The organism is Vibrio sp. 10N.261.55.C5 (genome assembly GCF_041470505.1).
In the GTDB taxonomy this organism is placed as follows: domain Bacteria; phylum Pseudomonadota; class Gammaproteobacteria; order Enterobacterales; family Vibrionaceae; genus Vibrio; species Vibrio crassostreae_C.
The window spans coordinates 45,377-59,132 of sequence record NZ_JBFRMS010000020.1 but is presented as its reverse complement, the minus strand read 5'-3'; the positions used below and the strand labels follow the sequence as shown (position 1 = coordinate 59,132).

Here is a 13,756-nt window from a genome sequence, read left to right as displayed (position 1 = left end):
AGTAAATATTCTGAGATCGTCAATATCTATAAAAAAGTTCGATAACATCTCGACTATGTGGGGCACATAGAGTAAGGAGAGTTGAGATTTATGAATTAGTCAAATAAGATCTCTAAGAGCAGTTATAAGTAGGTGTTAAAAAGTAAAGAATTGAAACTAATGTGGTTAAAGTTGGAGAGCAAAAAACAGACGAAGAAAGCACGTCATATAATAGGTTTACAACGGTATTGCCTGATTAAGGAGTTAGAGAAATACCAAACGAACCGGTCGTGCTGATATAAAAACGTTACGTCAAGGATGGTTCAGGTTACAAACCATCCTTAAAGGTATGCACTCTCTAAGTCTCTTGATCAACCAGGCTTGTACTCAAGAGACAAGTATTTCACTACTCTTTTGTTTTGAGTCCTCAAAAGCCTCTTTATAATACGAGTCAACGCGGAATTTAGCTACTCGGTAGACATCTCAGGCGAATCAAATACAGTTATCTCCGGCAAGTCGCCTTCGAATTTCTCTATATTGACTAATGCACTATGAGCCGCAGTACTTTGTGATAATTTCGATGTACGTTTATCATGAGTGAGAACATTCGGATTACTATGCTTATCAAGGCTACCTTTTTCACTTGGATTCATCGGGTCATACCATGAACCCGTACACAAATAGATGGTTCTTTCTCGAATGTCTTCAGTAACAACAACGCCTGCTAGACAAGCCCCTCGGTCGTTAAAAACTTTTACGATATCTCCATCTTCAACTCCTCGATTCTTCGCATCTATCGGGTTGATCATCACTGGTTCACGCCCTTTAATCTTAGCATTTCGGCTGTAACGGCCTGAGTCTAGTTGGCTATGTAGTTTTGTTTTCGGCTGCCCTGAAATCATATGAAGCGGGAATATTTCCGCTTGTTTTGAATTCAACCACTCTGTCGGAGGTAGCCAGGTAAACTGTCCTGGGCAATCTTCGTATCCAAACGAGGCAATACGTTCGCTGTAGAGCTCGATCTTACCGCTTGGTGTAGTCAATGGATGCAAGGCAGGGTCTTGTCTAAATTCCGCAAGCAGCACGGTTTCCGGGCTCGGATCTGCGAACTCGATAATATCCCCATTCAAAAACGCATCAAAATCTGGAAGTTCAACACCTAAATTTTTCGACTCAGGAATCAGCTTTTGCCACATGCTCTCAAGCCATTGACGTGAGGTCTTGTTTTGAGTGAAGTCCTCTTCGATATCTAAACGCTTTGCGATTTCTGTGAAAATATCAAACTCATCACGAGCTTCACCTACAGGCTCAACTACTCTAGGCATAGGGATTAAGCTGTTGTCACGGGATCCAGCACCGATATCTTCTCGCTCTAATGTTGTCGTTACTGGCAATACGATGTCTGCAAACCTTGCTGTTGATGTCCAGTTGATTTCATTGACTATGATAGTTTCAGGTTGCTGAAATGCCTCAACTAAGCGGTTAATATCTTGATGATGGTGAAATGGATTACCACCGGCCCACCAAACCATACGGACATCCGGGTAAGTCAAATTCATACCGTTGTATTGGTACTCCTCCCCCGGATTGAGCAACATGTCGGAAATACACGCCACCGGAATGAATGTATCGACGTTGTTTTTGCGCTGTGGGAATGTAGGCCAACGAATAGGGCGATGCATTAGTCCAATCCCACCGTCAGACCCATACGCAATAGCGTAGCCACCACCAGGTAAGCCAATTTGGCCAAGCATAGAAGCTAAAGTGATCGTTCCCCAAAGCGTTTGTTCGCCATGCTCAGTTCTTTGAACCCCTGCGGCTGTACAGATAAAGGTACGAGACTTAGCCATTTGGCGAGCAAGTTGTTTAATACGTTCAGCCGGGATTTCCGATAAAGCACTGGCCCACTCTGCTGTTTTAGTTACGCCGTCTTTCTCACCAAGCAGGTACGCCTTAACTTCATCAAACCCAACGCTATATTTGTCGAGGAATTCATTGTCATGAAGATCTTCAACAAGCAAGGTGTGCGCAAGTCCCAGCATTATCGCTGAGTCAGAGCCAGGAACTGCAGCCAACCATTCAGCTTCAATTTCTGCCGGAGAGTCTGAGCGACACGGATTGATGTCAATAAACTCTACCCCCGCTTTGCGACATGCCAGTAGTTCGTCTTTCAACCGGTGACGAGCGCAACCACCAGGAGAAACTTGAGCGCTCTTAAGTGGTACACCACCAAACATAACAACCAACTCGCCCTCTTTGGCAATCGTTGACCAACGAGTAGCAGTAGATGTCAATTTATTAAAGTCACCAACAATATGTGGTAACAGGATAAGTGCAGTATTGTAGCTGTAGTTACCTTCACTGCTTACAAATCCACCAGCACAGGTTAAGAATCGCTTAAGCTGACTTTGAGCATGATGAAAACGACCAGCACTGCCCCAACCATAAGAACCGCCGAATATAGCTTTGTTGCCGTGTTCGTTACAGGTTGACTTAACAGCATTGCTGATAAGGTCAAATGCTGTTTCCCAAGAAACCTCAACAAAAGGTTCTTGACCCCTTGTGTTATTTTTATGTTGTGGTCCGTTCTCTAGATAGCTTTTACGAACAGCTGGTTTCTTTATTCTGGCTGACCCATAAAGAGAGCTGTGCATGTTGTCATTGATAGGAGAAGGATCCGTATCGATTGGGTGTGCACTGACGCGAACTAATTTACCGTCCTTGACCTCTGCAATCCCTGCTCCCCAGTGACTGGAGGTTGTGTACTTTTTCGTCATATTGTTACTTAGTTAAGTGATAAGAACATCGCATCACCGCTGTGTTGGCGATCAACGCTTGTCATAGGTGCCAAACAGTAGCCTTTGGCTGAAGTTTACCCCTGTGGAACCCGATTGTTCCAGATCTCATTCAGGATATTTAAGAATACGTTATTATCAATAAGCCCACGTTCTCGGTCAGGTGCATTTTGACCACATATAACTAATCTTACACCCAAAACTCACAAAGTCCGGTAAATGACGACCGTCATAGTGTTGTTCTTAGCTCAAACGAATTCGATGATTTTTGCCCTGTAAATCGCTTTGAAAGCGTCACAAACTTTCAAAGCGTATAGTATATATTACGTCCAAGATGTCCGCTTAAAGCATTTTAGGCGGTCTGATGACTGTTTTTGATAGCAAAGTCGTTGATAAACTTTTGTCCAGAACCTTGCTGATTGAGGAGCTGGGACACTTTTGGACAAAAGTGAGTCAGTGATCTAGCTAAATTAGTAATCAATAGATTACTTCAAATTTAGAAAACTTCGCTAAGCAAAACGAAAGACCTTCCCCTAGTAGGTCCTTAGTAAGTGACCATCTTGAAAAAGCTCCATACTACATGACTAACGTAATGTAGATACTTGGTAAAACTACGAGATGTATATAGAAATTTGGCTCACTATCCCACTCGGATGAGCCTAAAGATAAAGGAAATAGTGTACTAAACAATATCGTATTGTTGGAATCAGTCAAAACACACTAGTAATGTTATTACCGAGATGAATACCATTAGGAACACCCACTAACAAGAATACAAGCAATCACCTTTATATTGTGGAGTTAAGCGTTAGCAGTTCCTATCATTTACACCAAGCAAGTAACCCCTATAACAACCTAGCTCTACAGCGCATCCAGAAATGTCAGCAACTGACTAAGCTCACTTTCATCCACTCTAATCCAGCGTAGCATTTCACTGCGTCTGTCCAACGATTCATTATTATCGAGAATCATTTGATCGGAGACTGTCGGGTCCCGATAGTAGAATATGGGACTGATATGATGCTTAACCACCCCTTCCAATGTAGGAAAAATACCATTATGTCCATATGGGGCCGTTTTAGATACCGCTACCAATGAAGGCGTTCTAAACGCATATCTATCCCTGTTGTCCAGAGTCACCAATGCTCGACCAAAATCTTGTCCAAACATGTGGGGACCTTGATTTCCCTGAGGAACACCAATTGAATGAAATGACATATCACTCATTAAGTCCCCAGAATGACAAGAAGCACAACGCGCTTTACCATAAAAAAGTATGGCACCGCGTTTTTGCTCTTTTGACAATGAAGACGTATCACCATTTATGTATTGTTCCCAAGCTGAAGGCGTACAATCCTCACTGATCTTCTGCCTTATGAAGCTTGCCAATGCATTACCGACCATAGGTAATGTCAGGTCTACCTGAGGTATGCTGGCAGACTCCATTGCGGCCAGCAGCATTCGAACATCAGGATCATTTTTTTCGAGTAACCTTTCTTGAATGAAAGTATTTTGGGCGGGTACCTTGTCAGCATAGTATTGTGACTCAACTAAGTCGACATGGCGATTGGTATTGAATCGTTTACTGGTCCCTAGAAACTCGTCACGAGCCAATAGCGGTAAAACTGCCGCGACAGCGAGCGCAGAATCAAAGCCCAACGAGCTCCCCTCGCCAACGGGTGAAAAAATCTGTCCGTCAATAGCTTGAACCTTACCATCCCAAAAGAACGTATTGAATCGGCTATCACCCCGAGCAAAAAGAGTAAAAGCGTTACGCGGCACAACTGCGCCACCACTAGCTAACCTCTCCTCACCTTCACCTATCCCTCCAACACCAATCGCTAAAGGTAGCCCATCAGTGAGTGCCTTGTTATCAAGATGACAATTAGCACACGTAGTGTCCTTATCCCCACTCAATACTGGGCGTTCAAAAACAACTTTGCCCACATCTGCCAAATACGAAGGTTCTTTCACCAACAGCTTTGAACAAACATTCCCTTCAAGCTCAAACGCTTGAATAGCTACCCTTAATGTCTCATCCAGAGACATGGCGCTAACCTGGAATGACGCAAACACAACAAGAAGCCAGGCTCTCATTTACCTCTCCCTAAACCTATGTTGCTCTATCAATGGTTCAATTGAACGTTGGTGCAGCTCTATTGCCTCCAGCCCAAGGTAACCAAGTACAGACTCTGGTACTCGCATTGCAAGCATGATCTTCCGAGTTTTATCATATTCGTGGCACGCCAATAAATGTACTTTTGCTGTTTGGTTCAATGTCTTTGATTCCAATTGCTCAATATACCAAGTCTCATCCATCGCCAGAGAACACTCAGCGGTTTGCTCCATAAACTGATTTTTATAATAGAAGTATGCAAACACGGGTGAAACCACATAGATTCCTATCCAGGCGATACAGCACAGTGAAATAACGAAGTAAAAAACACGCTTCATCGCGCAAGAATCCCTAGTGAATTCAATGTCACCGTATCAAGGTTTTGAGAGACAGGTATATTGTTGTCCACTCGATAGGCATTTAATGCTTTACGAGTTTGCTTGCCCATAATCCCATCGATGATTCCTTTGTAGTAACCACTTGTATAGAGTGCGAACTGAACTCGGATGATAAGCTCCTTACGTTTTTCTAATTCCTCTACAGTAGATACTGATGGTTTGGTTGCAGGCGCTGTATAACTCGGGGTAGAAGGTTGAGTAAGAGGTTGGGATTTTTGCTTTTTAACTGGAGCACTATAGGTCGACCCCGCGGACGACCGATGAGAACTATGACTTCTGTGGCTACTGTGGCTCCGATGCGCTGCGATGTATAGGGGAATAGCCTCATTTAGTGGCGCTAGCACAACCTTGTCGAGTAACAATTCATCTTTAACATCGTGCTCCTCCGGCGCTGCAGTACCTGCGTCGGCACCTGAGTTTAAAGCGAAGAAACCTGGTAGTAAGGCAGCTAGATTGAAATTCCTTTTCATATTATTCTCCTTGGTGATGCATGATACTTTCCACGAGACGATGAGAAATAACCTCCACAACTGTCTTTTAACTGACAATCCGAACACTCACTAGGATAGTAGTTCTTCCAGTCTGATATAGATTTGACAGCGTACGATCTGATTGAAGAAGGTAAATGACAAAGTGGAAAATTAAACAGCGTCGGATTTAACCCGGCAATTTCAGCAGTCAACAGGCCCTTTATCAGGGCGTCTTCATAATTTTCTGGAGCGCACTCTAGCGCTAACCAGTTTCTTTTAGCCCAACCAGTCGCTTCCAGGTTCATTATCGACAACTGCACAACACCAGAAAAAACACGAGCAATGTATTCGGCAACTTGTGGTAGCTCACTAGCGTTGTGTTGAGTCGGAATGAAGCGCACTTCCATCTTAATGCCTGAGTTTCCAGCGTTGATCATCCCAACGACCGTTTGTGAAAACGCACCATCTCTTCCAACTAGATGATCATGAATTCGGCCTCTCACCGAATAGAGAGGAATACCGAAGGTAATATCGAGGCGACTAGCCATCGAAGCCAACTTTCCAGTAAATTCTAAATCTGAAAATGCACGCCCATTGGTCAGGACATGTAGGCGAGTATTGGGAGCATGGTCTGAAACAAATGCCAAAAATTTGATAAAAGCATCACCGTACAATAGTGGCTCCCCACCACTAATACCAACATCACCATCAAATCCAAATGCGGCTAGAGCGAGCGCTCCGTATGACAACAACCAGTCATCCTTTTCCTCTCGTGGAGGTTGCGAACAAAATAAGCAAAGGTTATTGCAGCGCTCGGTTACAAGCAGTGTGTTGTGATTGGCTCTTCGCGACAAAATAACGCGCAACTGCCTAAACTGGTTTATGTTGACCACATCGCCATCATCTACAGAATCATGTAAGGTCGCATGAGTGATAACACCAACAAAGTCGTCACGAGCAGAGTTCAGGGGTGCTTGTTGCTCTTTTGCAAGGAAGATCTGTTCTAAGTAACGACTGTCGCTCGTTCCTTTATCTTTGCGGATTTGATAAAAACCTGGGGTCGAAAATCCGTCTTCTTCCAACGAGAATGTATCGGGTCGAATGACGTTACTCATATAACCATTCCTTAAGCATCTCACCAATGCCATCTTCTAGGTATAGGTGCTTAAGAATTAATGTGAACATTGCTTTGTGATACTGACAAAATCGAGAAAGGCTCTTATCGCCGATTGGCTCTCCAAAAACACTAATGTTTTGACAAGGGTCTGAGCCACAAAACGGTTGGTACGCACAGGAGGCACACCCCGGATGAACAGAAATAAAAGACTGAGACAATATTGATTTGTACAGACTGTTTGACTCGATGGCTGGCTCTTGAATGGTTCCAAGTGAAAAATCGATATCGGGGTTGGTTTTTTGAAGCATCCGAGCCTCATCGCTTCCATATATACGGCCATCATAATTGAACATGATACAGTTTAGGATTAGGCCGCTCGGGGATTTTAGGTCTGCGTATCCACTGTAATCCGCATTAAATATTCTTCTAAGGTGAATCAATGCAGAATGTTCGATGATCCTCTCCCCTGCGAGTCGCTTTCGATTTAAGACCTTCAAGAGTTGTTCATAAAAAGCAATGAACGCCTTAATATCGTACGTCTTAGCATTCCCTTTATTGGCAAAACCGTAAGGGCTTATCGGGCGAACAAACATGTCAGAAAATCCTAGATCACTATGCGCATCGACGATATCTTCAGGTTTTTTCAACAACGCCTCGGTTACCGTGGTAACGGTAGCAACCCTATCCGGACCTAACCTACGTCTAATTTTTTCAACGCCTTGTTTCACCAGTTCAAAGGAATTTCCACCCTTCAACACTCGATTGGAATTATGTGTGAGCGCCCCCCCATCGAGTGAAGTTGAGAAATTAATAGGTTTGTCTTCACTCCATGTCAAAACGTCATCGCTCAGTAGAGAAAGGCTCGTTGCAATTACGATCTCAAACTGGTCGACTCCCAGGTTAGAAACCGCCTCCTGATAGATCTTTTGAACGAGATCAAACCTTAAAAGAGGCTCTCCACCTTGGATTTCCAGCTTGTATGGCGCATTTCCGAGGGAACGGATTCGTTCGAGCAAAAGGGGAATCAAGTCTGGATCTAGGTCGTAGTTACTTGCTTTGACAGAGGCTCGGCTCACCTGGCAATAATGGCATGTGTGATCACATCTTAGCGTTGGCACAATCATAAATATGGGATTGAAGTGGAGCGCCGACATTAAGCGTTTTGACATACCCGAAGCGAGAGAGCTAACCGAAGCAGATTGGTATTCGTCATCACAAATAAAGAGCTTTCTTTCAAGCAACTCATCGATGACAGCATCATCGGTGGAGTTTTTATCTATCAGCGAATTGAGTTCCATTCTGCTCAAGTACGCATGAAACCCGGCCTGATTCGTTAATAACGCAATATCAGAGTCAAGAAACTCGAAGTTAAAAGGCAGTACGTTCATTTCAATAGCTTCTTCTCAACGGAGCTAAGAACAGCTGCGGAAATCCCTTCCAAATAACTACTGGTTTTCTCTGATAATTTTTCTCGAAGCAGATAGTCATTCAACAGGCGTTCGAATTCCAGAATGATATCCTCATCTTGGGAAGAAAAATGGACGGCCCACCGAGTGTCTTCATCTGCCAGCTTCCAGGTAGTTAAAGGAGACATCCAATACAAAGCATGCCGGACAACTGACTCTGAGAAAGTACTTTTTTCTAATTGATGAATTAACATGCACACACCTTTTTATTGGATTTGCTCCCACAAAAGGCACGTTGAGTTTGTCGCTAAAGGAGTGCAAAATAATTATGTAAAGTGAAAATATAGCACCATATGCATTCTAGTGGTTATGATGAGAGTCGCATTTGGAGAGGGTTGTTGCCATTTAATTTTGAGGCATAAGTGCATTGATTCAAAAGAAATCGTTGCAATGCTTTTTGTTCGAAAAACAACAGCTCTCTACTCATCGCCTTACTTCGCCACGGTTTAGATGCCTGATTGAAAGTTGTCCCCGAACCTTGAACGTTAAAGATAGCTTCCATGATAGAGGTCGACAGCACTCCTAACAAAACATTTGCCGACATTAAGAGCGGCCAGTGTTGTGAGCTTCTCGCCACCATCGAATGAGAATATATGTCTTTCTGATCCCTTCCTTGGCATTCCGCATACCCCATATACTTTGCTTAGAACATGTTAATGTTAGTCATTAGGAAAAATAGGTCAGTCTGTCGATAAGACTTTGCTGATGGTCTCAGCTCAAAATCATTTTGGGGCATTTCCGAGTTGCGATCTTGCTAATTTAGAAAAAGATAAATTGACTAAAATATGGCAAACTCGCCCATGCGAGTGTACAGAATCACTGGAGCAGAACACATCTATATAGATATTGCCTTTCAAGAAACTGACATTGCCTTGCACAGTATTTAAGGCGTGATCAATTTTAACGTTGTACTTGAGCTTGTAAATGAACTTATGCCCCTTACTACCCGTAATAAGTAGCCTAGGGAGATCATAAATGAAACTTAATAGTACAACCCTCTATCAACGGGTCTCAAACGAAGAAGATGCTCGGGCATGCGCTGGGATACCTGACTCAGCTTGCAGTGAGGTTCCCGGTAATTTTTTTAAAATATTAATTGCTCAGCTAAGCACCAAGCTGGCAGATTCATTCACCAGCAGTAAAGCCGTGCTACCTTGGCTCCTGGCCTCCGCCGGAGCACCCGCTTTTTTCACCGCACTGTTAGTTCCCATTCGCGAGTCTGGATCTCTGATTCCGCAACTATTATTGGGCGGAATCGTTCGTCAATTCCAGCTCCGAAAACAATTTTATGTCATCGGATCATTGTTACAGGGAGCTGCTGTTGCTTTAATGGCTATCTCTGCGCTCCAGCTCAACGGCGCTAGGCTTGGCTGGACGGTTATAGTATTACTGATTACTTTCTCGCTTAGCCGCGGACTCTGCTCTATTGCCAACAAAGATGTACAAGGAAAAACGATTCCTAAAGCTCGACGAGGTCGATTGGGCGGTCTAAGCGCTAGCCTATCGGGCATCATTACCCTACTGGTCACTGGCAGCATGCTAGCTTTTCAGTATGATTCAATTAATTTTGTGGCCACAATGTTGGTGATTGCCAGCCTATTCTGGGTGTTTGCCGCCGTCAGTTTTGGGTTGATTGTTGAGTATGAAGGCGCAACAGAAGGGGCAGGCAACGGATTTAAAGTCGCATTAAAGAACCTTAACCTTTTACGTAGCGATAACCAATTTCAACGCTTTGTGATGGTACGAGCACTGCTAATGAGTTCTAGTCTAGCGGCTCCATTTATTGTTTTACTGGCACCCCCCCACACTGACCTTGGTGGCGTTCTGCTGTTTGTGATCTTAGCTGGAATGGCCAACTTGATTAGTGGTTGGTTTTGGGGATTGTTGGCGGATCGCAGCAGTCGCTATGTGATCTTGTTAACGGCGGCACTCTCCATTTGTATTTTTCTGTGCACGGCTATATTCCAGGTGACAATCGAATCGGCTTTGTCTTCGATGACTGTCTTAATTGTTTACCTTCTTATTTATTTTTTGCTCGCAATTACACACCAAGGAGTCCGTTTAGGGCGGAAGACTTATCTTATCGATATGGCAGACGGCAACCAAAGAACCGACTATGTGTCAGTGAGTAATACGGTCATTGGTCTTCTTTTACTGGTATACGGAGCAATCAGCGCGATCATTGCACAGTGGAATCTAACGGCGGTAATCATCTTATTTTCAGTAAGTAGCTGCGCAGCCTTAATCATTGCATTGAAACTCAAAGAGGTTTAATCAAGCTTTGGCTAACAAAGAATAGGGCATTTCGTGTACCATACACGCCCCGCTAACACACTTCTGGAAACCAACGTTTGAGATAGTCCTGAACTTTACTAAAGGTGACTGCCAAACTTCATATTGACCAAAAGCACTGAGATGAGGTCATCATGAGAAAGTTATCTTCTGTAAAATGCAGAGGCATCAAAAGACCATTTAAACTTGAAGAGATCTGGCGGATCAGAACTAGGCTGGAGATTGAAAAATCTTATGCAAATCGCATTACTGAACCTAGCTATAAATAGTAAGTTAAGAGCGAGTGATTTGCTAAAGCTACACGTTTACGATGTTTCATCGCAGGGAGCTATCTATGAAAGGGTTTTAGTGCATCCAGCAAAAAACTGGTACCGATGTCCACTATGAGATTACTCCGAGAACACAACAAAGCATTAACCGATGGATTTTTGCAGCATCACTAGAGGCAAGCAGCCTTCTATCTATTCCCGAGTAGCCTACGGCCTGGGCAACCTATCAGCTACTCATTCTATCGCTCAATTATTCGAGATTGGGCTGCAAAACTGAGATTGAATGCTGACTATTATGGCTCTCATTTCATGCGCCGTACCAAAGCTACTCTAATGTATGCCCGAACGAAAAATATCAGAGCCGTACAGATCTTGCTTGGGCACTCGAAACTAGATAACACAATTCGATACCTTGAATTCGAGCTAGAAGACGCTCTTAGAGCGTCTGAGAAAGCAGACTGTTGACAAACAGGATCTGCAACAGGCTTTTTGTACTATAAATTCGGTTCGCAGGGTGCGATTCGCAACCTGCGAAACGAGCTAATTTTGCTCCAAGACGTGTTTAGAACGCACAAAACTAACATGATATTTATTTGAATAATGTTCTACATTACGGTTAGTAGTCCATCATGCTATAAACTATCTAATGTCATTTTTGAATCGAGAAACGACTTATGAGGAAGAAAAAGCTATCAGAAAAAGAACTGCTTGAGGGTATTACACCTAATACTGCCCACGCTGATGGGCTTGCTACAGTTTCATTAAATGAAGTGGGACTAGAACCCTCAGAAATCGACTATAAAGCCGTTTTGAAAAGAATTGAGTCCTTGTTTGATGTGGCTGAACCAGACACACCCGAAGGTGATGAGCTTGAAAAGCTAGTAACTTGGGCTGAAGGGTATGAAGAAGATCACTTTCCATTTTAAACCAAATATGAGAGGGAGAGTACCTTAGGCTTATCGTATGTCCTCGGTGGGCTGCTTTCCAATTACGTTAGATTCAAATTGATACCATTACTTCTGTCCAGACAGTAAATAGCTACTCAAAGAATAAAGCAGGGATAACCGAGGCTCTCGCTATTAGCGTAAAGCTAAGAACCGAATGCAGCAAGCTTACTTCCTCAAAGAAACAAGCTAACGCAGTTCATAGCTATCACGCCTCTGACCAAAGAGGTCAATTCAAATAGTCACTCGACTAAAAGGTTTAATTATCCTGGTCGAACACAGCACTCTATTAATTTATCCTTTTGGTCGAAGTTAGGATTTGAGTATAATCTCGACCAGAAAAGTGAATGTTCTTTCTTTTTAGACTAAAAAGTTTAAAAGAATTGGTCGAGAAATTGCCGGCCTTGTCGCGTCTCATAAAAATGCAAGCATTGTTAGAGTGGCTTCAGTTATTGCTCCTGAAACATTCAATATCGATAAGCATTGATACACCTTCATTAAAACTCCCCCTCAATACAGAAGTGAAGTTTTTTAAGATTTTCTATGTGGGCCTATTGGTACTCACTACTTCCTGGGGAAACGTTTCCAAGCTCTCGCTACTAATTTACTTATATAACCCCACTACAGAGTGGGCTACTAAGTAAAAAAGATGATCAACGGGAAAGTGAATGGATTCTCTGAAGATATGAATGTCCCTCGTAAGTCTATGAAATGAAGGGGACTGATAGAAACATACTCAAGTGTCCAAAATATTCGCCAAAAGCATTTGAAAGCTTCTGAGGCCTATCTCTGACACCAAAATTTTAAGGTTTTAAGTGGGAATTAAAAAATGAGATACAACTTGGACCACTCATTTCTCGGCAAGGTCCTTTTGCGTAGATTTAAGCTAATTAATGCCTAGCTAGCTCATTAACTATAGCCCGACTTGTCTTTTATGAAATGCAGTATTTTTTATTTATTTAAAAGTTTGCGTGAGGTGGTACTTTGTACGTTACAAGGTTGATTTTTTAGGTATCGTAAAATAGTGCTTATTATCCAGTAAACCTGTAAGTAAAAATCGGTCAATTTACCATAACAGCACTCAGTACGCCCAGGCTTAGATATAAAAACGTCTCCCTAACCTGTAGCGACATGTCGGAGTAAGTTAAACAATGATACGTAGTTTAATTTAGAGGAAGTGCCTTAACGGTACTGGGACTGTGTTTTTCTTAAAATCATAGAAAATTCGCATATTTATTCATGGTCTGTGTTATTCCTTACAGCTTATACCTGAGATAGTAATCGTAGGTCTTTCCCCTTTATTTGCTTCCTTGTAAGTGAGTTTACATATAGTCGTATTCGATTTTATCTCTTCAACGTTCATATCATTGGTTTGATTGAAAAAAGTAAAAATAACAGGGTTTGAGCCAGACAGCATCCAGTCGGAACTTTCATCAATATTAATAACTCGCTTTAAATTTCTTTGAGTATCTTTTGGATATCCCCAATGAACTTCTACGCCAGAAGCAAGCTCAGCTTCTTCTTCATTTTCCAGTTGCTGCTCAATAAGTAATATTATTCGCAGTTTCTAAATTCGACTCTAACCCTTTCATCGCAGAAAAGCGGGAATCATTCTGAATATTTAGAAACCGAGGAGCAACCGTTACAGCAAGAATGCCGATCACAACGTTGACTATAACTAACTCAATAAGAGTGAATCCGATTAGTTTTTTCAAAATACATCACCCTGAATGCTTTATAAGCAACCACCAAATCAAAAATGCTATCCGCAGCTAGTATTGGTGGTACCCATTATTCCGAGCTAGAGAAAATGGAACTGGTTAAGCTTAAAGTGGGTTTACTCGCTACCAACGATACAACAGTGCGGACCAGGCAACTACTACATTGTGCGTATTTCAGTGATTGCGATC

The 13,756-nt window shown here is 42.7% G+C and carries 10 protein-coding genes and 1 pseudogene; 3 read left to right on the top strand and 8 right to left on the bottom strand.

The window, feature by feature from the left end; all coding sequences use genetic code 11:
* Window positions 1–446: 446 nt before the first annotated feature.
* The 7 genes from AB4263_RS10085 to hxsD all read right to left on the bottom strand — a co-directional run bounded on the left by AB4263_RS10085 (window position 447) and on the right by hxsD (window position 8,535).
* Window positions 447–2,756 (bottom strand): molybdopterin-dependent oxidoreductase, encoded by a 2,310-nt coding sequence (locus tag AB4263_RS10085; RefSeq protein WP_102370553.1) that lies wholly within the window; start codon window positions 2,754–2,756, stop codon window positions 447–449.
* An 879-nt stretch (window positions 2,757–3,635) separates the two neighbouring features.
* On the bottom strand, window positions 3,636–4,871 hold the full coding sequence (locus tag AB4263_RS10080) for a His-Xaa-Ser system-associated MauG-like protein (protein WP_171387692.1): 1,236 nt from the start codon (window positions 4,869–4,871) through the stop codon (window positions 3,636–3,638).
* A complete protein-coding gene (locus AB4263_RS10075; RefSeq protein WP_016799684.1) occupies window positions 4,872–5,228 on the bottom strand; it encodes a TIGR03982 family His-Xaa-Ser system protein in 357 nt (118 codons plus the stop codon).
* Window positions 5,225–5,758 carry a His-Xaa-Ser repeat protein HxsA gene (gene hxsA / locus AB4263_RS10070; RefSeq protein ID WP_372042961.1) on the bottom strand — a complete coding sequence of 178 codons (534 nt, stop codon included), beginning with the start codon at window positions 5,756–5,758 and terminating at the stop codon, window positions 5,225–5,227. Before hxsA ends, AB4263_RS10075 begins: the two co-directional genes overlap by 4 nt.
* Window positions 5,755–6,873 (bottom strand): His-Xaa-Ser system radical SAM maturase HxsC, encoded by a 1,119-nt coding sequence (gene hxsC, locus AB4263_RS10065; protein ID WP_171387693.1) that lies wholly within the window; start codon window positions 6,871–6,873, stop codon window positions 5,755–5,757. Before hxsC ends, hxsA begins: the two co-directional genes overlap by 4 nt.
* A complete protein-coding gene (hxsB, locus tag AB4263_RS10060; RefSeq protein WP_372042960.1) occupies window positions 6,866–8,263 on the bottom strand; it encodes a His-Xaa-Ser system radical SAM maturase HxsB in 1,398 nt (465 codons plus the stop codon). Before hxsB ends, hxsC begins: the two co-directional genes overlap by 8 nt.
* Complete coding sequence (gene hxsD / locus AB4263_RS10055) at window positions 8,260–8,535, bottom strand: His-Xaa-Ser system protein HxsD (protein WP_016800223.1); 276 nt, start codon at window positions 8,533–8,535, stop codon at window positions 8,260–8,262. The genes hxsB and hxsD overlap by 4 nt, the downstream gene beginning before the upstream one ends.
* Before the next feature lie 781 nt (window positions 8,536–9,316).
* Between hxsD and AB4263_RS10050 the strand changes: the two genes are divergently transcribed.
* The 3 genes and pseudogenes from AB4263_RS10050 to AB4263_RS10040 all read left to right on the top strand — a co-directional run bounded on the left by AB4263_RS10050 (window position 9,317) and on the right by AB4263_RS10040 (window position 11,828).
* Complete coding sequence (locus AB4263_RS10050) at window positions 9,317–10,615, top strand: MFS transporter (protein ID WP_372042959.1); 1,299 nt, start codon at window positions 9,317–9,319, stop codon at window positions 10,613–10,615.
* Between the two features lie 152 nt (window positions 10,616–10,767).
* Window positions 10,768–11,367, top strand: a pseudogene (locus AB4263_RS10045) (tyrosine-type recombinase/integrase).
* Between the two features lie 209 nt (window positions 11,368–11,576).
* Complete coding sequence (locus AB4263_RS10040) at window positions 11,577–11,828, top strand: hypothetical protein (RefSeq protein ID WP_372042958.1); 252 nt, start codon at window positions 11,577–11,579, stop codon at window positions 11,826–11,828.
* A 1,559-nt stretch (window positions 11,829–13,387) separates the two neighbouring features.
* Here AB4263_RS10040 and AB4263_RS10035 read toward each other — a convergent pair.
* Entirely contained in the window at window positions 13,388–13,561 is a 174-nt protein-coding gene (locus AB4263_RS10035; RefSeq protein WP_372042957.1) for a type II secretion system protein, read from the bottom strand.
* Window positions 13,562–13,756 lie beyond the last annotated feature (195 nt).

Coding starts and splice junctions, on each gene's coding strand:
- AB4263_RS10040 (WP_372042958.1), top strand. CDS start 11,577: ATGAGGAAGAAAAAGCTATCAGAAAAAGAACTGCTTGAGGGTATTACA.
- hxsB (WP_372042960.1), bottom strand. CDS start 8,263: ATGAACGTACTGCCTTTTAACTTCGAGTTTCTTGACTCTGATATTGCG.
- AB4263_RS10050 (WP_372042959.1), top strand. CDS start 9,317: ATGAAACTTAATAGTACAACCCTCTATCAACGGGTCTCAAACGAAGAA.
- AB4263_RS10085 (WP_102370553.1), bottom strand. CDS start 2,756: ATGACGAAAAAGTACACAACCTCCAGTCACTGGGGAGCAGGGATTGCA.
- hxsC (WP_171387693.1), bottom strand. CDS start 6,873: ATGAGTAACGTCATTCGACCCGATACATTCTCGTTGGAAGAAGACGGA.
- AB4263_RS10080 (WP_171387692.1), bottom strand. CDS start 4,871: ATGAGAGCCTGGCTTCTTGTTGTGTTTGCGTCATTCCAGGTTAGCGCC.
- AB4263_RS10075 (WP_016799684.1), bottom strand. CDS start 5,228: ATGAAGCGTGTTTTTTACTTCGTTATTTCACTGTGCTGTATCGCCTGG.
- hxsD (WP_016800223.1), bottom strand. CDS start 8,535: ATGTTAATTCATCAATTAGAAAAAAGTACTTTCTCAGAGTCAGTTGTC.
- hxsA (WP_372042961.1), bottom strand. CDS start 5,758: ATGAAAAGGAATTTCAATCTAGCTGCCTTACTACCAGGTTTCTTCGCT.